Below are 18259 nucleotides of genomic sequence, written 5' to 3'. Positions count from 1 at the left end.
TTCCATGGAGGGTGCTGGGCGGCGGCGGCAGAACGCGATCTATCGGGCCGGTGTGCTCGGGCGGCGGCCGGCGGTTCCTACCGATTTCGCAGAGCTGGAGCGCCGGGCGAAAAAGGCCAGCAGCACCACCGGGTGGGCCTATGTCGCGGGCGGGGCCGGTGAGGGGCGCACGATGCGCGCCAACCGGGCGGCGTTCGACCGGTGGGCGATCGTGCCGCGGATGCTGCGCGACGTGGCGGAACGCGACCTGGGGCAGGACCTGCTCGGCACGCGTCTGACCGCTCCGGTGCTGCTCGCGCCGGTGGGTGCCGGGCAGCTCATCGCCGCGGACGCCGACCTGCACACGGCACGGGCCGCTGCCGCGGCCGGCGTGCCCTACATCTTCACCAACCAGGGCGGCACGGCCATGGAGGAGACCGCGGCCGCGATGGGCGCGGCGCCGCGGTGGGTCCAGCTTTACTGGAGTACGGACGAAGCGCTGGTGGACAGCCTGATCCACCGTGCCGAGGCGATCGACGCCGGTGCGTTGGTGGTCACGCTGGACACGACAGTGCTGGGGTGGCGGCCGCAGGATCTGAACCTGGGTTCGCTGCCGTTCGCGAAAGGTCTGGGGATCGCGCAGTACACGTCGGATCCGCGCTTCCAGGAGCTGGTCGCCTCCCGCAAGCCGAACAAATCCGGCAAAACTGAAGTGACGATAAAAGCTATCCAGGCACTGATCGAAATCACCCGGAACCACCCCGGCCGATTCTGGGCCAACCTCCGATCGCCGAAGCCCCGCGCGTCCGTCGAGACGTTCCTCGACATCTACTCCAACCCGCGGCTGAGCTGGGATCACATCGCCACGCTCCGGGAACGGACCCGCCTGCCGATCGTGCTGAAGGGCATTCTGCACCCCGACGACGCCAAGCGGGCCTTCGACGAGGGCATCGACGCGATCGTCGTCTCCAACCACGGCGGCCGCCAGGTCGACAACGCCATCGCCTCTCTGGACGCGCTGGTTCGGATTCGGGACGCGGTTGGTCCCGTACCCAAGATTTTGATGGACAGTGGGATTCGCACCGGCGCTGACGTGTTCGTGGCGGTCGCGCTCGGCGCGGACGCGGTGCTGCTGGGGAGGCCGTACATGTACGGGCTGGCGATCGCCGGTCAGCGAGGCATCGAGGAGGTCATCGCGAACGTCATCGCCGAGCTGGATCTGACGATGGCGCTGACGGGCGTAAAAAATCTGTCCGAGGTGAGCCGGGAGCTGCTGGTGCCGAATCCGGCGTGAGATGGTCCTGCAGCAGCGGGTGGACGAAGGTGTATCCATCGCCGGTGAATCTGAGCAGGTTGGCGGTCGCGCAGGCCTCCAGGAACGCTTCCAGGCGGAACGGGAGGGCCTGGCGCCGGGCCAGGAGCGCCCTGAGCAGGTAGTGCTGGACCACGGGATAGCCGACGAACATCGCGAGCAGCGGAACCATCGTGATGCTGAACAGCAGACCGCTCGCGGGACCCGACAGCAGGCCCATGCTGCCGCCGCCGAGGACCGCGACCAGCACCGACGTCGGGACGATCCGTCGCGCCGTCCTGATGATGCCCTCGTTGAACCGTGGCCGGTGGGCCAGGAGTGCCGGGGTCCGGCCGACGCCGTTGATCAACGTCAGAGCCGGAAGCGCCATCGCCGCGACCTGACGCCCGGCGGGCAGGTCGGCGAGGAGCACGAGGGGGACCTGTAAGGCGAAGAGGGAGCCGAACAGCGGCGCCCGAGCGCGAGCGGTGATCCATGACCATCGCCACGACTCGACCGGAAGGATCACCCAGTGCAGTCCGCGTCGCGGCGCGCTGTCCAGGATCCGGTGATAGGAGCGGCGGATGACCCGGTCATGCCGCATCAGCAGGCCCAGCAGCATCGTCCAGATCCCGGCCGAGGCGGCCAGGATCAGCCCGGTGCTGATCCAGTTTCCGCCGACAGCCACGCCGAGCGCGAGCACCGGGATGAACGGGACGAAACCGATGAGGAACCAGGTCACGGCCATGAGTGACGTCCAGAGCGCGGGAGCGCCGAGGATCGCGGGCTGCAGACGGTCGGCCTGGAAGACGGTGAGCGTGTTGTCCGTCATCCATCGCGCGATCGTGGACAACGACGCGAGGGTGTCCCGCCGTCCGCCGAGCCGGTTCAGTGCCTGAGCCAGGTACGCGTCGAAGAGAACCCGGCGCTGAGCCTCTTGCCCGGAGGCACCGAGAGCCTGTTCGACAGCACCGGGTCCCACCCGCAGCGAGAGCTGAAGCATCAACGGTGTGGCGAGCAGGGGCTCGTCGCGCCACACCGGCAGGAACCGGTTCACCTCCGGACGCTTCATGCCGGCGGCCCGGAGATAGGCGCGGACCTGAGGCTCATCCGGGCAGGCGATCTCCAGTTGCTCGGCGACCAGCAGCTGTTCGCGGCAGCGCCGGTAGTCCTCGATCCGGCTGGTCACCGCCAGCCGGGTGAAGCCGCTGACCAGGTATTCGTTGATGGCCCGGACCAACTCGCCCCGATGCCGGTCCGGCACGGTGTCCAGACCGTCGAGCAGGGGCAGCACCCGGGCTTCCTCGATCCACGCGGTGGCCATGGCGGTAGGCATCCGGTACGAGCGGGCCAGTTCGCCGGCGAGCCATTCCGGGAACGGCGGGCGTTTCGTGGCCCACGATGACAGCGAGAGCAGGACCGGCACCGGCTCCTCCCGATCACGTTCCGCGTCGCGGATGAGGTCGCGGGCCAGTTCCAGCAGGGCCACCGTCTTCCCGGCGCCGGCCGGTCCGAGGATCAGGACGGTACGCGCCTCCGCGAAGACCCGGGTGATCGTCCGAGAGTCGATCGAGCCGCCGGAGTGGACCGAGCTGCTGGAGTGGACCGAGACGGCCGGAGTGATCCGCGGGGAAGTCGCATAGATCGCGGCGAGATCCTGCTGAACGAGGCGGTACTTGACCTGGGCGAGGAACTCGCGGCGCTGCCGTTCCGGCGCGGCGCGCACCTGGACGTCGGCCGCCCGGCCGATCCGGACGGCGGTGGCGATCAGGACCGGGACCAGAACGATCAGAAACGGCCACAGCACCCACGGTCTGTCGAGTGGTGCGGGGATGTGGGTGCTTGCCGCGTTGGCGACGAGGCCGGCCACAGCGGTGACGACGACGTCGACGGCGACGAGCTTCGCTCGGCTCGACATGGGTGTCTGAATGTAGCGGCCTTCGCTCATGATCGGCGGGCCGCACACCCGGAAGAGGGAGCGAATGCCTCGCCTGGAGCGGCTCGGTGGGCGAGGCTGAGGGCATGACCAACCACGTGTACCGGCTCAGTGAAATCGTCGGCAGCAGCCCGGACAGTGTCGAGGACGCCATCCGTACCGCCATCTCGAAGGCGTCCCGCACGGTGCGCAACATCGAGTGGTTCGAGACGAAGGAGATCCGCGGCCAGGTCGTCGACGGGGACGTCGCCCACTTCCAGGTGCGCCTGAAGATCGGCTTCCGGGTAGAGGACTGACAGAGTCGACGGCTGAGAAATCAGCTCAGGACGGCCAGGAAGCGCTGAGCGAGCTCCGGCGCCGGCACCGGGCGGGCGAAGTGGTATCCCTGCGCGGTGTCGCAGCTCAGCTTGTTCAGCGCGTCCGCCGTGGCCGCGTCCTCGACGCCCTCGGCGACCACGGTCAGGCCCAGGTTGTGCGCCAGGTCGACGGCGGCCGCGACCAGGGCGTGACTGCTCGGGTCGGTGACCATGTCGGCCACGAACGAGCGGTCGATCTTCAGCTCGTCGACGGGGAGCAGCTTCAGGTACGTCATCGACGAGTACCCGGTGCCGAAGTCGTCGATCGAGGTCTTCACGCCGAGGGCGCGTACCTGGTTGAGCGCTTCGATGGTGGTGCTGGGGTCGGCCAGCACGGTGTGCTCGGTGATCTCGATGCAGAGCAGGTCGCCGGGCACGCCGGTGGCGTCGAGCAGCGTGGCCAGCCGGTCCGGGAAGGTCTCGTCGAGCAGGCTGCGGGTGGAGAGGTTCACCGCGACCGGCACCCGGTGGCCGCTGTTCAGCCAGCCCCGGGCCTGCTGCAGGGCGATGGTGAGCACCCGCTCAGTGAACGGGTGGATCAGGCTGGTGGTCTCCAGCACCGGGATGAACTGGCCGGGCGGGATCGGGCCCTTCGTGGGGTGCGACCAGCGGGCGAGGGCCTCGACGCCGACGAGTTCGCCGGTGTCGAGGCGGATCTTCGCCTGGTAGTGCAAGGTGAACTGCTCGGTGTCGGTGAGCGCGCGGCGCAGGTCACCGAGCAGGGTGAGCCGGTCGGCGCTCTCCATGGCGGTGTCCGGGCTGAACCGGCGGAACCCGTGGTGCTGCTGTTTCGCCTCGTGCATGGCGCTGTCGGCGTGCCCGAGCAGCGTGCTCACGTCGTCGTCGGCCGCCGCTGTCGCCGCGCCGATGCTGACCTCCAGGTCGACGGTCAGCTCGTCGAGCTGGAACGGCTGGTCGAATGCTTCGAGGAGCCGGACCGCCACGGCTTCGGCGTGGTCCGGACCGGTGTCGCGCAGCAGGATCGCGAACTCGTCGCCGCCGACCCGGGCGACCAGGTCGGTGTCGCGGACCACCCCGGACATCCGCCATCCGGCCTCGGCGAGCAGCCGGTCGCCGATGTGCGGGCCGAGCTGGTCGTTGACGTGCCGGAAGCCGTTGATGTTGACGGTCAGGATGGTGAGCGCCGGTGCGGTCCCGGTCAGGGCCTGCTGGGTGTGCGCGGTGAACGCGGCCCGGTTGGGCAGGCCGGTGAGCGTGTCGGTGGCGGCCAGCGACTCCACCTGTTTGCGGTGCGCCCGGGTGTTCAGCACGAAGAGCGCGAGGACGATGAAACTCATCCCGGCGCTGATCAGGCTGCCCCAGACCAGCCGGTCCGAGTCCTTCCGGGCCGCCGCCTCGTACTCGTCGTAGCGCTGCTGGTGGACGTCGCGCAGTTGCAGGAGACGGGTCATGTTGCGCCGGTACGCCGGCTCGATGATCGTCTCCAGGGTGCTCTTGGCCTTTGCCTCTTCGCCGCGGTCGAGTGTCGACAGGAACCAGATGATCTGCTGGCGCAGGTTCAGCTGGCGCTGCGCGATCGTGCCGGCCTCCTGGACGTCGTCGTCCTCGTGGTCGGTGTCCGCGATCGCGATGGTCGCCCTGTACGCCTGCTCGTCCACCGCCAGCAGCTGCTGACGTTCCGGCCCCTGCGGGTTGTTCATCGTGGCCTCGATCAGCGTCATCTCCCACGCCGACAGGTACGCCGCCTGCTGATAGATCGACACCTGGTCGCCGATGTCGATGATCTGTTCGACGATCTGGGCGTGCCGGCGGCTGTCCAGCAGCGAGTACCCGGCGAGCAGGGCCAGCAGCAGGACCAGCAGCGCGATGGTCCAGCGCCGGGCCCGTGATGTCGCCGCGCCGAGGTTCATCCGCTCACGACCCGGTTGCGGCCGCCGCGCTTCGCCTCGTAGAGCGCCTCGTCGGCGAGTTTCGTGAGCTGCTCCGCGTCACCGGCGGTCGACGGCGAGCCGGATGTGACGCCGACGCTGATCGTGACGATGCCGTTGTCGGCGAGCGCGTGCGGCTGACGCAACCTGCTCACCGCCTTGCAGGCCCGGTCGGCGACGAGCAGCGCGTGCTCCGCGCTGGTGCCCGGCATCACGACGCAGAACTCCTCGCCGCCGTACCGGGCGACGAGGTCGGTGACGCGTACGCTGTCCCGGATCGCGGCGGCGACCAGCCGCAGGCATTCGTCGCCGCCCTGGTGGCCGTAGTGGTCGTTGTACTTCTTGAAGTTGTCGATGTCGATCATCGCGACGCCGATCGGCACGTCGGTGCGCTGCGAGCGCAGCCACTCGTCGTCGAGGAACGTGGTGAGCTTGCGCCGGTTCGGCAGCCCGGTCAGCGGGTCGGTGACGGTGAGCAGCTCCAGGCGCAGGTTCGCCTCGGCCAGCTCTTCGGTGCGCTCGGCGACCTTGCGTTCCAGGGACGCGTAGATCTGGGCGTTCTCCAGGGAGACGGCGAGCTGCCCGGCGATCAGCTGCACGGCGTCGAGCCGGCCGATCGAGAACGCGCGCCGGTTCAGCCGGTTCTCCAGCACCAGCATGGCCCGCGGCTGACCCTGGCTGAGCACCGGGACCACCAGCAGCGAGCAGTGGTCCAGCCCGGTCAGGTACGGGTCCCGGCCCACCCGGCCGTCCAGGGTCACGTCGTCGACGAGCATCGGCTCGCGGGTGCGTTCGGCGTACCGGATCGCGGTGAGCGGCAGCAGGCCCTGGCCGCCGGCTTCGGCGAGGCTGAGCATCGGCCGGTCGCCGTCGGCGGGCAGGAACCAGCCGGGTGTGTGCAGCAGCGGGAGCGAGTCCCAGAGCAGCACGTGCACGGCGGTGGCGCCGGTCATGGCGCGCAGCACGTCCTGCACCCGGATGCGCAGCCGTTCCAACTCGGTCTCCGAGCTGAGCACCCGGGCCGCTTCGAGGACCGCCATCAGGTCGATGACCTCGGTGGAGAGGTTGATGCTGTGTGTGCTGCTGAGCGTGGTGGCCCGGGGTACGGCGCCGCCGGCGAGCGCTGATCCGAGCGACGGGTAGGCCCGCTTCAGCTCGTGCACCTTGCCGGGGGCGCCCCAGCGGGCGTACGCCTGGACCGACTCGGCGAGCAGCCGCTCACCGACGTGGTCGAGGCCGTTGTCGAGATAGAACAGGGCGGCCCGCTCGGTGATCACGGCGGAGTGCCAGGACCGGCCGGCGGTCGCGGCGTCGGTCATCGCGGCGTCGAACGCGGCAGCGGCCTCGCGGAATGCACCGAGCGCGGCGGCGCGGACCGCTTCGACGAACCGCTGCAGGTGCCGGAAGTTGCCGGGCTGGTCGGCGGCGCGAGCGGTCAGGAAGGCGAGGCTGGTATCAAGATCGCCGAGAGCGTCGTCATGCCCGCGACGAAGCCGGACGGCCGCGCCCAGGGCGTGGAAGATGTGCGACGGGATGTGGATGTAGGTGCCGGGGATCGACGGGAGAAGCGCCACCGCGACCTTGCTGTGCCGGATCAGGGCGTCGTCGTCGCGGAAGACCATGGCGGTGAGCGACCGGCACGCCGTGTAGAAGGCCAGCGCCGCGTCGTTGCCGGCCAGGCTTTCCAGATAGGTGTCCTCGTCGAAGCCGAGCGCCCCCGGCGGCGACGTCTCGCCGCGCATCGCCCGGACCAGTCCGCCGGCCACCACGAACATGGCGATGTCCGCGCCGGCGCCGATCCGCTCGCCGAACTCCCACGCGTCCTGCGCCTCCCGGCTGAACGTGTCCAGGTTGGCGGCGCTGCCGAGCATCTGCGGCACCGACGTGTAATAGGTGTAGAGCGCGTTGCGCAGGTCACCGCCCCGCAGCAGGCCGTCGCGGGCCTCATGGGCCATCCGCACGCCGTTCTCCAGCGGCTCGAACCACGGCAGCGTCGCCAGGGCGTGCAGGAACTTGGCCTGTGAGGTCTCCGGCTCGTACCCATGGTGTTCGCCGGTCGCCAGGATGTGCAGCAGTGCCTGGTACGCGGCCCGGTGCTCGCCGCCGCCGGCGATGGTGACCACGCCGATGTTGCCGAGCACGCCGGTGAGCGACGCGCACGGCCCGTGCCCGGCCCACAGCTGGCCGGCCTCGGCGACCAGCCACGCCATCGTGTGCTGGTCGGCGAAGAACGCCGCCGGGACCAGCTTGTTGATCAGATGGGAGACGGCGAGCAAGCGCGGATCGGTCATCTCCGGCCGGCTGCCGGGGTCACCGGCGGTGGGCAGCCAGCCGTAGAAGGCGGCCATCCCGGCGCCGATCCGCTGACCCAGCTGCTCCGGTCCCGGCACGTCCACGCCGAGGTCGGCGAGCAGGCCCAGCCCCAGCGGCAGCGCGTCGCCGAGCATGCGGCGGTTGGTCAGCGCGCCGAGCTGCTCGGCCACCGGACCGGTCATCCACACCGGATCGCGGCCCATCGCGGCGAGCTCGGCGAAGACCTGGTCCGCCTCGTCGAACCGGGCCAGGCCGCACAGCGCGGAGTGCCACTCGGCGCGCACATCGGCGTACCCAAGATCGGTTTTGTCCAACAGGCGCAGCGCGGCCGCGAGATAAACCTCGCGCGCCGCGTGGTTGGCGACCATTTTGGCCGCTGAGGCGGCCTTGACCAGCTGCGCCGCCGCCGCCGGCTTCTCACCGGGCAGGGCCATCTTGGGTACGAGAAGAGCGTCGACCCCGGCGAGGTACAGCGGAGCCGCCGCTGGTGCGCCGAGCGGGTCGTCCGTGAGCCGGCGAGCGAGGGTCAGGCTCAGCCGCCCGCGGCCGGCGGGGTCGAGCTTGCCGAACGCGGCCTGCTGGACCCGGTCGTGGCGGAAGCGAACGGCTGTCTCGTCGATCACCACGAGGCCGTCCTGCGCGGCCGGGCGCAGCTCGCCGACGATGTGCCCGGCGGTGTGCCCGGACGCGAGGCTCAGCATCTCCAGGCCCACCTCGCCGCCGAGGCAGGCCATCACCTCGATCAGCCCGCGGGTCGGTTCGGGCAGGGCCTCGATCCGGCTGCCGAGCAGGTCGACGACGTCACCGTGGCCGACGAAACGGCGGACCGTGTCCTCGTCCCACCGCCAGCCGTCACCGTCCGGGACCAGCACACCCTCCCGGCGCAGCGCGTTGAGCAGCTCGACCGTGTCGAACGGGTTCCCGCCGGTGCGTTCGGCCAGCACCACGGCCAGCGGCGCGGCGGCGGCCTCGGGCAGCCGCAGCATCTCGGCGATCATCACGACCAGGTCGTGCGGCGCCAGGTTCTCCAGGCGTACCTCGGCGGCGTCCTCGCGTTCGCGCCGCAGCCGGGACCGGACCGCGGCCAGGGGGTGGGTCTCGTCGACCTCCTCCTCCCGGTACGCGCCCAGCACCAGCAGTCCCGGCAGGTCCTGCTGGTCCAGCACGTCGTCGAGGAACCGGAACGCCGCGCCCGCCGCCCACTGCAGGTCGTCGAGGAAGAACACCACCGGGTTCGTCCCGCTCGCCACGGTCCGCAGCACGGCGAGGACCGCTGCCCGCAGCCGGGCGAACAGCTGCCTCGGGTCGGCGTCGCCGGGTTCCTCCGGTTCGACGCCGAGCAGTGTCCGGAACGGCGGCATCATCATCGAGGCCAGGCCGCTGTTCGAGCCGAGTGCCTCACGCAGGCGTACCCGCAGCTCGGCCACCACCTCGTCGGGTTCGGTCAGCAGCTGGCTGCCGAGCACGTCGAACGCCTCCCGGACCGCGTCGCCGCCGAGGTCGTGCCGGTACTGGTCGAACTTCCCGGCGACGAACCTGCCCCCGGCCGCCGCGATCGCCGGTCGCAGGGCGGCGACCAGCGCGGTCTTGCCCACCCCTGGCGGCCCGGTGATCAGGGTGAACGTGCTGTGCCCGGCCACCGTCTCGTCGAGCAGGCTCCGCAGCGCGGCCAGCTGGCTTTCGCGGCCGATCAACCGGCTCGGCGGGGCCAGCCGCATCGGGAAGTCCCGGGCGCCGAGCTCGATCTCGGCGGGCAGCCCGGCCGCGAACTTCGCCCGCAGCAGCGCCAGGTCGTAAGCGAGGCCCTCACCGCTCTGATAGCGCAGGTCAGGCTCCTTGCGCAGCAGCCGAAGGATGATGCCGGACAGCGCCGCCGGCACCTCCGGATTGACCTCGGCCGGCGGCACCGGCAGACCGGCCAGGTGGTCGTGGATCAGCTTCAGCGGTTCCCGGTCACGGCCGAACGGCGGCGCGCCGGTCGCCAGTTCGTACAGCGTGGCGCCGAGCGCGTACAGATCACTGCGATGATCGACCGGCCGTCCGGTGCGCCCGGTCTGCTCCGGCGCGAGATAGGGCAGCGTCCCCGCCAGCCCGTCCTCCGGCACCGGATTCAGATCCTGCGCCGCGAGCGTCGACAGCTCATAGTCGATCAGCGTCGGCGTCTGACCCGGAGTGTGGGAGATCAGGATGTTCGCTGGGCTCACGTCACGGTGGATCACACCGTGCCGGTGCACGTCGGCGAGGAGCAACGCGAGGCCGTGCGCGAGATCGATCAGCGCGGCGGACGCCCAGGGGGCGTCCATCTCCGAGAGGGTACGCGCATTCGCGTCCAGCAACGTCAAGGACCCGTTCACCTGCTCGTTCGCAAGCTGAGGCGTCCCCTCGACGCCGCCGAGACGGCGGAGCACCTCGAGTTCGTTGCTCAGGCGCTCCGCGGCACCGGGGCCGAGCGGCTGCTTGCGCACCAGCCGCGTTCCGTCCGCCGTGCTTATCCGGACGACCCGGGTGCGGTCGCTGTCATACAGCAGTTCCTCGGCACGGTCAGACCTCACGTCGTGCCTTTCGGCACATTTCCGGTCAGCACTGAGCATCTGTGCGGCGCTCATCTTCCGGGGATGAGGCGCCCGTGTCCGCCCATCGGCACCCTCGTCGTATGCCCATCGATACTTTTCTGGTCTACGTGGGGGTCTATCCCACGGTGGCCGCCGCGAAGGCCGACTACGACCTGGTCAAGGACCTGTACCGGAACGCGAACCTGATCGACGCCTACGACGCGGCCGTGCTGGAACGCCGGCCCCACGGCAAGACGGAGATCGTCAAGAAGCACGAGACACCGACCCGGGCCGGCGCCCTCGCCGGTGGCGGCCTCGGTCTGGCGGCCGGTGTGGTGGTCGCCCTGTTCCCGTTCGCGGCGCTCGGTGGCGGACTGCTGGCGGCCACCACCGGCGGCGGAGCAGCCCTCGGCGCTCTCGCCGGCCACGCCGCGGCCGGGCTGAGCCGCCACGACCTCAAGGAACTCGGCGAGTACCTCGACGAGGGCCAGGCCGGCCTGGTGGTCGTGGCGGTGTCGGACATCGGTGCGAAGGTGGAGAAGGCGATGGCCCGGGCCGAGAAGACCGCCGTCCGCGAACTGAACGCCGACCCGGCCGAGGTGGAGAAGGACGTCGCCGCCGTGGCGACCGCCTGAGGTCGTGCGGCCTCTCCCCGGCTGGCGGCAGCTGCGCGTGGAGGTACAGGGACGGCCGGTCTTCGTCCGTCGCGGCCCGGCGGTACCCGGCGCGACGCCGATCGTCCACGTGCACGGCTTCGCGGTCTCCGGCAGTTACCTGCTGCCGACCGCACGGGCACTGGCCCACCGCGCCACGACATACGTCCCGGACCTGCCCGGATATGGTCGCAGCCCGGACTGGGGTCATCCGCTGGGCATCTCGTCGCTGGCCTGGGCGCTGCTCGGCGTCCTGGACGGGCTCGGCATCGATCGCGCGGTGCTGGTCGGCAACTCGATGGGCGGACCGGTGTGCCTGGAGGTGGCGCACAGCGAGCCGCAGCGGGTGGCCGGCATCGTGCTCGCCTCCCCGGCCGGCGGGGTGCACAACCAGCCGCTGCTGCGCGCTGTCACCCAGCTGGCCCGGGACGTGCCCCGGGAGAGCCCGCGGCTGGCCCGGACCGTGCTGCCTGACTATCTGCGCTTCGGCCCGCTCAAGGCGGTGCAGCTGTTCAGCGAGCTGACCCGTTTCCCGTCGCTGGAACGCATGCTGCGCACACCGGTGCCGACCCTCGCGGTGCTGGGCGGCCGCGACCCGCTGATGCCGCCACCATGGCGCCGCGAGGAGGTCGCCCGCCTCGCGCCACCGCACCTGGAGGTGGCCGTGATCGAGAGCGCGGCGCACGCCATGAACTTCAGCCACCCCGGTGAGCTGGCAGCCTTGATCGGTGCCTGGCTCGACCGGGTTGTCACGACCTGACGCGGTGCTCGGCGGCGACGGGCACGGTGTGGTTGCACTCCGCCCGCCGGGCCTGGACGGCCGCGCGCAGCGCCGGCAGCAGGCGTAGCCGGCGGGAGCTGTCGGCGGCGGCGAGGAGGCGGGCGAGCCCGTCCCGCTCGTGCGGCGGGACCATGGTGATGATGACGATCACGGGGAGAGCGGCCGCGATCAGTTCGGTGATGACGATGGCCGCCAGCACTACCACGGCGACGATCACGAGATAGCCGGTCATGAGAGTCCTTCCCGTCTTGTGGTTTCAGTGCGCTGTCGTGACCGCTGCGAGAACGAGCATCGCGAGGGCGATGACGGCGGTGAAGGCGACGACGGCCGCTGCTGCGACGGCCTGGATCAGGGCGCCGATCGGGGCGAGAGCCTGCTTCAAAAAGCGCAGAGCGATCAGCAGGCAGATCGCGGCGACGGCGAGGTAGACGAGCGGCTCATGCATCCAGCGAGCATCGAGAGCGTCCACGGTCGCGGGGGAAGTGGTGGGGAAGAGGAAGGTCATGATGCCTCCGATCCGCCGGTTGCGCGGGATCGCCGCGCATATGCGCCGGTAAGGGTCGCGACCACAGTGTCTGGAGCAAAACCTCACCATCGGTGACCCGAGCGATGGGTTTCGTTGCGTCTCCGTAACCCTCACCTAAGAATATGCACTGCTATGCGCCGCAGGGCAATCCTCATTCTCATGAATGAATCCCAGAGTTCACGGTGGTCACGGAAGGTATAAGTCTGACCGTTGATTCTGTGCCGTTGAGTCACTTCTGGCCGTCCGTGGGGCTTGTGCGCCACGCCAACTGTGGTTAGGTGATGCGGGATGCCGAATATTCGGTGTAGGTTGGTCCCTCGTGAACCACGACAATATGGGCGTCGCAGATGCCGCCCACGGCGCTGGCGCCCCCCGGCTGACTCTCCTCACCTCGCTCTGCGGCACTGGAAGTTGCCCGACGGTCTATCGGACCGACCGCGGCACGGTGGTCGTTCAGGGATACTCGATCGCTCCCGAGAGTGCGGGGATCAACGTTCCGGCGGGTGAGCAACTGGTGGAGATCCCGGCCGATCTCCTTGCGGCGGCTATGCGGGCGGCCGAATAGACTGGACCTCAGGCGGACGGAAGGGGGGCGGGAAGTCGTTGACGAACTCGCCCGACCCTGACGACGGTTCAATGGAGCCGGTGGGCGCGATCCTGTTCCGCTGGCGCAAGCGCCAGAAACTGACCGGGTTGCAGCTGGGCAAGCGCGTCGGGATGAGCCAAGCCAAGATCTCCCGCCTGGAGACCGGCGCGGTGGCGGCCGAGCCTGGCGACGTCAGGCTGCTGGCCGAGGCTCTCGGGGTCCCGCCCGGTGAAGCGGAGTTGGCCATCGAGTTGGCCGAGCACGCTGGTGAGCGGCTCATCGAGTGGGTCCCGGCTGGCCGCGACCAGGCCGAACGCCAGCGCGAGATCGGGCGGGCGGAAGCCGCCGCGAAAGAGATCCGGATCCTGCAACCTGCGGTGGTTCCCGGTCTGCTCCAGACGAGCGAGTACGCCCGCGCCGTTCTGTCCGCTCATGAAGGCCGGGCCGCCACCGGGAGCAACGATGCAGCGGTCACCGAGGCGGTCATCGCCCGGCAGGAGCGGAATCGGATCCTGCACAGCCCGGCGCGCGAGTTCCACTTTCTGATCACCGAGCAGGTTCTCCGTGTCGGGGTGGGCGGGCCGGCCGTGATGATCTCGCAGATCGATCGGATGCGTGAGGTAGCCGGTTTTCCGAACGTCCGCCTCAGCGTGATCACCGACGAAGCCGAGCTGCCGATCCCGATCTATCACGGGTTCTTCGTCGCCGACGATCGCTGGGTCAGCGTCGACCTGTTCACCGCCCTGCTCCGGGCGACCGGCCGAACGATCGTGCGCGATTACCGTGAATTATTCGATCAACTTGAATCAGCCGCCCGGTCCGATATCGATGATCTTCTTGATCATTATCAGGCGAGGTATGTGGGGGCGCTGCAGCCGAAGTCGGTCGCGCGGTAATACCTCGTACACTTGTCGGAAGTCGTCAATGTTTCCTACCTTGGGGTAATGACGACGAACCAGGACGCCGCATCGCACGGACCACCGGTCACCCCGGAGTCCGTCCCGCGCGTGGTCGCCTCGCTGTGCGGGTCGGGCACCTGCCCCACGGTCTACCGTACCGACGACGACACCGACCACGTGCTGGTACAGGGCTACGCTGCCACCGGCGTCGCCGTTCCCAAAGGTGAGCTGCTCGTGAAGATCCCACGCGAACTGCTGCTCGAGGCGGCCCGCCGGATCCAGGAGCAGGACGCCTGACTCACTGTCCTCGTTAGTTCACTTCCGCTCGACGACGTGCGCCTACCCACTGTGGCACCGCACCCCGCGACGTGCCGCCAGTCCGGCGCGTGCCCGCGCCCTGGTCCGCGATCGATCCGATCGCGTACCTCGTCCGGTCACGATGGCCCTTCCCGGCCGTGCCATCCGGGCAGCGATGCAGTAGGGCGAATAAGCCGGTTATCTTCGGACGAGGGAGGTCGATCTCAGATGACCAGTCTCCCGCTTGGAGAACGGCGCGGTCGCCGCCGAGCCTGTCGATGTGCGGGCGATCGCGGAGGCGCTCGACCTGCGCTTCGGCGGTGTCCGAGGCGGTCAATGCGCGGATGCAACGGAACCAGATCCTGCACGAGCCGGGCCGCGAGTTCCATTTCCTGATCACCGAGCAGGTGTTGCGCAACCAGGTCTGCCGGCCGGCCGAGATGATTTCGCAGATCAGCCGGATGCGCGAGGTGGCGACCCAGCCGAACGTCCGGCTGAGGATTGTCGCCGACGACGTCATGCTGCCCATCGCGCCTTACCACGGCTTCGTTGTGGCCGACGATCGCTGGGTCAGCGTCGACCTCTTCAGCGCCAGCCTCCGGTCGGGTGGTCGCCAGGGGGTCCGCACCTACCGTCGTGTCTTCGAGGCCTTGGAGCAGGTTGCACGGGCCGATGTCGGCGACCTACTCGATCGCTATCAGGAGCGGTACGTGAAAATGTTGCTGCCCAACTCCGCTGCGGGCTGAACCAACCGGTGAGCGGCTTGCTCGTCAGTCCGGCTGGGTGAAGCGGTCCCCGTGTGGGCCGAAGAGGTGCAGGATCTCGGCGGGGCGGTCGTTGGCGGGGCCGAACCAGTGGGGCTCGCCCGCGTCGAAGTCGGCGGTGTCGCCCGGCTGCAGCAGGCGCTCGGTGTCGCCCAGCAGCAGGCGGACCCGGCCGGCCAGCACGTAGAACCAGGCGTGGCCGTGGTGGGTGACCAGCACCGGCGGCTCGGACGTCGGGCCGAGGATCTGCTTGAAGACCTGCAGGCGGCCGGGATAGGTGGTCAGCGGGACCACGACCGCGTCCAATCGGGTACGCGTATCCGCCCGGTGCGGTGTCAGATGTGCCCGTGGATCGCCGGTCGGTGGGGCTCCGATCAGGTGGTCCAGCGCGAGACGATAAACGCCGGCCAGGGGGAGCAGCAGGTCCAGGGTGGGCCGGCGCTTGCCGGACTCCAGGCGGGACAGTGTGCTGACCGACAGGCCGGTCGCCTCCGCCACGTCCTCCAGGCGCAGCCGGCGGTCCTGGCGGATCCGGCGCAGCCGCGGGCCGATGCCGTCGAGCAACTCCTGAAGTGTCGGATCCACGCGATCAGTTTGCGGTCTTCGCAAATCTCCTGGTCCGGCGGGGCGCGAGCGCGTGACGATCCCGGCCATGGAGAGAACACGTCCCTGGCTGGTGCTCGCGATCTGCTGCACCAGCATCTTCCTGGTCGGGATGGACACGACCGTCGTCAACATCGCACTGCCGTCGATCGGGCACGACCTGGGCCTCGCCACGAGCGGACTGCAGTGGGTCGTTGACGCGTACACACTGGTCCTCGCGAGCTTGCTGATCACTTCGGGTGCGCTGGCCGACAAGGTCGGCCGGCGCAGGGTTTTCCGGATCGGGCTGGTGCTGTTCGCGATCGGCTCGGCCGCGTGCGCGCTGGCGCCGACCGCCGGTGCGCTGGTGGCCGCGAGGGTGGTGCAGGGTGCCGGCGGATCGATGCTGAGCCCGGTCGCGCTTGCCATCGTGGTCAGCGCGATCACCGATCCGCGGCGGCGGGCGCAGGCGATCGGGGTGTGGGCGTCGGTCTTTGGGCTGAGCATGGCGGCCGGGCCGGTGGTCGGCGGGCTGCTGACCGGTGGGCCGGGGTGGCGGACGGTGTTCTGGGTGAACCTGCCGATCATCGCGGTGGTGCTGGTGCTGACGGTGTTCTTCGTGCCGGAGTCGCGGTCGCCGGCGCCGCGTGGGCTGGACCTTTTCGGTCAGCTGCTGTTGATCGTGATGGTGGGGTCGGCGGTGGCGGCGTTGATCGAGCATCCGGTGTTCGGGGTTGGCACGGTGGTGTCCGTGGCGGTTTTCGTGCGCTATTCGTTGATGGCTGCGGATCCATTGATGGATTTGTCGCTGTTCCGGCGGCCGGCGTTTGTCGCCGCTATCGGTAGTGCGGTGCTGGTATTTGTCGCTTTCAGTGTGACGTTGCTGGTCAGTAGTCTGTATTTGCAGCAGGAGCGGGGTCTCAGCCCTCTGGACGCGGGGCTGGTGACGCTGCCGATGGCGGTGGGCGCGACGATCTGCCCGACTATTTCCGGATTTATCACTGGACGTATCGGTCCGCGAATGCCCCTGCGGATCGCCGGGCTGTGCACCGCCGCCGGTGGCATCCTGATGATCGTTTCCGGTAACTGGTTCGCCTATCTGCTGCTGGGCGCGGGCCTCGGCTTCGCGAACGCGCCGATCACCAACACCGCGGTCAGCGGTCTGCCGCCCGCGCGTTCCGGGATGGCCGGTGGGCTCGCGTCGACAGCCCGGCAGATCGGTACGGCACTCGGCATCGCCCTCGCCGGTGGCATCGCCGGCAGCGGCGATCCGGTGGCGGGATGGGTGCTGGTCGCGGGGTGCGGTGTCGTGGTGGCAGGGGTTGCCGGAGTGGTGGGCTCTAGCGGCCGGACGCGTCGAGAAATCGCAGCCCGCGCTTGAGGAACGTCCGCGGGTTGGTGTCGAGATATGTCGCCCATGCCGGGCTGCGCTCGCCGCGCATCCAGGCGTAGCGGGCCAGGGCGTACCCGAACATCGGCTCGGTCATATATCCCAGCCGCGACGTGCGATAACTGGTCGTGTCCCGGGAGAAGTCGAACGCCGAGTTCGCCGCGAAGACACCCATCCCGAAGAAGACGGTGAGCAGGTCGGTCAGCGGCTCATGATCCGCACGGTCCGCCGTGATCCGGCCGTCGGCGAGCAACAGGACGTGACCCAGCTCGTGCGCGACCGTCGCGACCAGGGCCATCGGCGCCGCGGCCTGCTCATCCTTGATCCCGATGACCGACCGGCCGTCGCGGATCCGGTGGTGGCCGGCCGCGCCGGACGACTGCCAGTTCAGCGGGATGAGCGCGGCGAGCCCGGGATCGTGGTCGTCGCCGAAGTGCTCCAGCTCGATCCGCGCCGGGTCGACACCCATGTGGGCGCAGAGGCGCATGGTGGTGGTGCGGATGTCGTCGCGGGTGCCGTGGTAGTCACCGGGGAAGAACTCGTCGGTCGGCAGCCAGACGGGTTTTGTCAGGGTGGCGTGGCCGAACTGGGCGAGCAGCCAGGTCAGTGAGGTGTCGATCCAGTTTTGCTCGGCCGGGCGTACCGGGCACTGTGGAGGTCCCCAGAGTCGCATGGTTCCGATTGTGGGATGGGGGTTCAAGGAGTCTGGGTGGGGTGGGGGAGTGCGGGCTGCTGTTAGGGCTGATCCTGAGGTAGCCGCATACCCGGGGGATGCGTGACGTCTGACTGTGGTCGGGCGTGTTCTGTTTGCCGTAGGCCTCGTTATCACGGGGCGAGCCGTAGCTCAGATAGGTCATGTAGTCCGATGACCTATCTGAGCTACGGCTCGTCTCGGTTGTCGGCGCGTCCTGGTTGTCGGCTCGTCGCCGGCGGCCCGGGCCGGATTTCCGCTCGGCGGGGCCGAAGGCAACGTGCCGCGAGTGCCCCCCCCGCGCCCGGTGTGTGTCGAGTTGAGGTGCGTGGCGAACCCGAAATCGACACACCCGCTCTGGCCTGCGCGATCTTGGGCCGCCGTTCCCGTTGGGGGGCTGTGGTTCGGGGACCAAGAGTGCCGCGGGAGGACCGGGGCGGAAAGGCGATCAAGACTTGGGGTCCGCTGCTTGCGGGATTTCGATTAACCAGCGGGGTCAGTGTTGTTTCGGGGCCGGCGTGACAACGCTGAGCGCTGGCTGGACCAGCTGGTGCCCAGCGCAGGGCTCCCGCTGACCGCCCACGAGCGAGATCTTGTGAGTTTGTGGCCCGGCATGGCGGGGCGAATTCACGGGTTTCGGTGAGCGGCTGTGGCCCGCCTTCGCAGATCTCGGGTGCTTGCGGTCGCTGGCGTGGCGGGCAGGGCCGCCTCCGCGAGCCTTTGCGTGTGTACGCCGCCCGGAGTTGGCCGATCGAGGTGCCGGGTTCTGGAAGT

General features: G+C 69.5%; 15 protein-coding genes. 8 read left to right on the top strand and 7 right to left on the bottom strand.

What is annotated here, in order from left to right; genetic code table 11:
* The first annotated feature begins 4 nt into the window (after positions 1-4).
* The gene (locus tag B0I29_RS34160) at positions 5-1273 is read left to right on the top strand and encodes an alpha-hydroxy-acid oxidizing protein (protein ID WP_111653260.1); all 1269 of its coding nucleotides are present in this window, start codon (positions 5-7) and stop codon (positions 1271-1273) included.
* Here the strand turns inward: B0I29_RS34160 and B0I29_RS34155 are convergent.
* A complete protein-coding gene (locus tag B0I29_RS34155) occupies positions 1182-3188 on the bottom strand; it encodes an NACHT domain-containing protein (RefSeq protein ID WP_181558107.1) in 2007 nt (668 codons plus the stop codon). The genes B0I29_RS34160 and B0I29_RS34155 overlap by 92 nt on opposite strands.
* 104 nt (positions 3189-3292) lie before the next feature.
* Here B0I29_RS34155 and B0I29_RS34150 point away from each other — a divergent pair, with 104 nt between their 5' ends.
* Positions 3293-3502, top strand: a complete 210-nt coding sequence (locus tag B0I29_RS34150) for a dodecin (RefSeq protein ID WP_111653323.1) — start codon at positions 3293-3295, stop codon at positions 3500-3502.
* 20 nt (positions 3503-3522) lie between these two features.
* Here B0I29_RS34150 and B0I29_RS34145 read toward each other — a convergent pair whose 3' ends face one another.
* Together B0I29_RS34145 and B0I29_RS34140 are read right to left on the bottom strand one after the other, a co-directional pair.
* On the bottom strand, positions 3523-5433 hold the full coding sequence (locus B0I29_RS34145; protein ID WP_111653258.1) for a putative bifunctional diguanylate cyclase/phosphodiesterase: 1911 nt from the start codon (positions 5431-5433) through the stop codon (positions 3523-3525).
* Positions 5430-10316 carry a diguanylate cyclase gene (locus tag B0I29_RS34140; protein ID WP_181558106.1) on the bottom strand — a complete coding sequence of 1629 codons (4887 nt, stop codon included), beginning with the start codon at positions 10314-10316 and terminating at the stop codon, positions 5430-5432. The genes B0I29_RS34145 and B0I29_RS34140 overlap by 4 nt, the downstream gene beginning before the upstream one ends.
* Positions 10317-10417: 101 nt before the next feature.
* On the opposite strand from B0I29_RS34140, the gene B0I29_RS34135 reads away from it, so the two are divergent.
* Positions 10418-10951: a DUF1269 domain-containing protein gene (locus tag B0I29_RS34135; protein ID WP_111653256.1), complete on the top strand. Its 534-nt coding sequence runs from the start codon at positions 10418-10420 to the stop codon at positions 10949-10951.
* Between the two features lie 4 nt (positions 10952-10955).
* Positions 10956-11729, top strand: a complete 774-nt coding sequence (locus B0I29_RS34130; RefSeq protein ID WP_111653255.1) for an alpha/beta fold hydrolase — start codon at positions 10956-10958, stop codon at positions 11727-11729.
* On the opposite strand, the gene B0I29_RS34125 is transcribed toward B0I29_RS34130, so the two are convergent.
* Both B0I29_RS34125 and B0I29_RS34120 read right to left on the bottom strand, forming a co-directional pair.
* On the bottom strand, positions 11719-11982 hold the full coding sequence (locus tag B0I29_RS34125) for a hypothetical protein (RefSeq protein WP_111653254.1): 264 nt from the start codon (positions 11980-11982) through the stop codon (positions 11719-11721). The genes B0I29_RS34130 and B0I29_RS34125 overlap by 11 nt on opposite strands.
* 24 nt (positions 11983-12006) lie before the next feature.
* On the bottom strand, positions 12007-12255 hold the full coding sequence (locus B0I29_RS34120; protein WP_111653253.1) for a hypothetical protein: 249 nt from the start codon (positions 12253-12255) through the stop codon (positions 12007-12009).
* A 666-nt stretch (positions 12256-12921) separates the two neighbouring features.
* Here B0I29_RS34120 and B0I29_RS34110 point away from each other — a divergent pair.
* From B0I29_RS34110 to B0I29_RS34100, 3 genes are all read left to right on the top strand, one after another.
* Positions 12922-13758, top strand: coding sequence for a helix-turn-helix domain-containing protein (locus B0I29_RS34110; protein WP_181558105.1), 837 nt, complete (start codon positions 12922-12924; stop codon positions 13756-13758).
* Positions 13759-13806: 48 nt separating this feature from the next.
* A complete protein-coding gene (locus tag B0I29_RS34105) occupies positions 13807-14058 on the top strand; it encodes a hypothetical protein (protein WP_220091502.1) in 252 nt (83 codons plus the stop codon).
* A 320-nt stretch (positions 14059-14378) separates the two neighbouring features.
* Complete coding sequence (locus tag B0I29_RS34100) at positions 14379-14804, top strand: Scr1 family TA system antitoxin-like transcriptional regulator (RefSeq protein WP_111653251.1); 426 nt, start codon at positions 14379-14381, stop codon at positions 14802-14804.
* A 24-nt stretch (positions 14805-14828) separates the two neighbouring features.
* On the opposite strand, the gene B0I29_RS34095 is transcribed toward B0I29_RS34100, so the two are convergent.
* A complete protein-coding gene (locus B0I29_RS34095) occupies positions 14829-15407 on the bottom strand; it encodes a helix-turn-helix domain-containing protein (protein WP_111653250.1) in 579 nt (192 codons plus the stop codon).
* Between the two features lie 67 nt (positions 15408-15474).
* Here B0I29_RS34095 and B0I29_RS34090 point away from each other — a divergent pair, with 67 nt between their 5' ends.
* On the top strand, positions 15475-16785 hold the full coding sequence (locus B0I29_RS34090) for an MFS transporter (RefSeq protein WP_111653249.1): 1311 nt from the start codon (positions 15475-15477) through the stop codon (positions 16783-16785).
* Here the strand turns inward: B0I29_RS34090 and B0I29_RS34085 are convergent.
* Positions 16745-17467: a hypothetical protein gene (locus tag B0I29_RS34085; RefSeq protein WP_111653248.1), complete on the bottom strand. Its 723-nt coding sequence runs from the start codon at positions 17465-17467 to the stop codon at positions 16745-16747. The genes B0I29_RS34090 and B0I29_RS34085 overlap by 41 nt on opposite strands.
* Between the last annotated feature and the right edge of the window lie 792 nt (positions 17468-18259).

This window comes from Actinoplanes lutulentus (assembly GCF_003259845.1).
GTDB lineage: Bacteria > Actinomycetota > Actinomycetes > Mycobacteriales > Micromonosporaceae > Actinoplanes > Actinoplanes lutulentus.
The sequence above is the reverse complement of the archived record's forward strand: the minus strand, read 5'-3'. Positions and strand labels throughout refer to the sequence as shown.

What these genes read in the sequence shown, in the direction of transcription:
- B0I29_RS34135 (WP_111653256.1), top strand. Translation starts at nt 10,418, where the DNA reads ATGCCCATCGATACTTTTCTGGTCTACGTGGGGGTCTATCCCACGGTG.
- B0I29_RS34120 (WP_111653253.1), bottom strand. Translation starts at nt 12,255, where the DNA reads ATGACCTTCCTCTTCCCCACCACTTCCCCCGCGACCGTGGACGCTCTC.
- B0I29_RS34090 (WP_111653249.1), top strand. Translation starts at nt 15,475, where the DNA reads ATGGAGAGAACACGTCCCTGGCTGGTGCTCGCGATCTGCTGCACCAGC.
- B0I29_RS34155 (WP_181558107.1), bottom strand. Translation starts at nt 3,188, where the DNA reads ATGTCGAGCCGAGCGAAGCTCGTCGCCGTCGACGTCGTCGTCACCGCT.
- B0I29_RS34085 (WP_111653248.1), bottom strand. Translation starts at nt 17,467, where the DNA reads ATGCGACTCTGGGGACCTCCACAGTGCCCGGTACGCCCGGCCGAGCAA.
- B0I29_RS34145 (WP_111653258.1), bottom strand. Translation starts at nt 5,433, where the DNA reads ATGAACCTCGGCGCGGCGACATCACGGGCCCGGCGCTGGACCATCGCG.
- B0I29_RS34160 (WP_111653260.1), top strand. Translation starts at nt 5, where the DNA reads ATGGAGGGTGCTGGGCGGCGGCGGCAGAACGCGATCTATCGGGCCGGT.
- B0I29_RS34150 (WP_111653323.1), top strand. Translation starts at nt 3,293, where the DNA reads ATGACCAACCACGTGTACCGGCTCAGTGAAATCGTCGGCAGCAGCCCG.
- B0I29_RS34125 (WP_111653254.1), bottom strand. Translation starts at nt 11,982, where the DNA reads ATGACCGGCTATCTCGTGATCGTCGCCGTGGTAGTGCTGGCGGCCATC.
- B0I29_RS34105 (WP_220091502.1), top strand. Translation starts at nt 13,807, where the DNA reads ATGACGACGAACCAGGACGCCGCATCGCACGGACCACCGGTCACCCCG.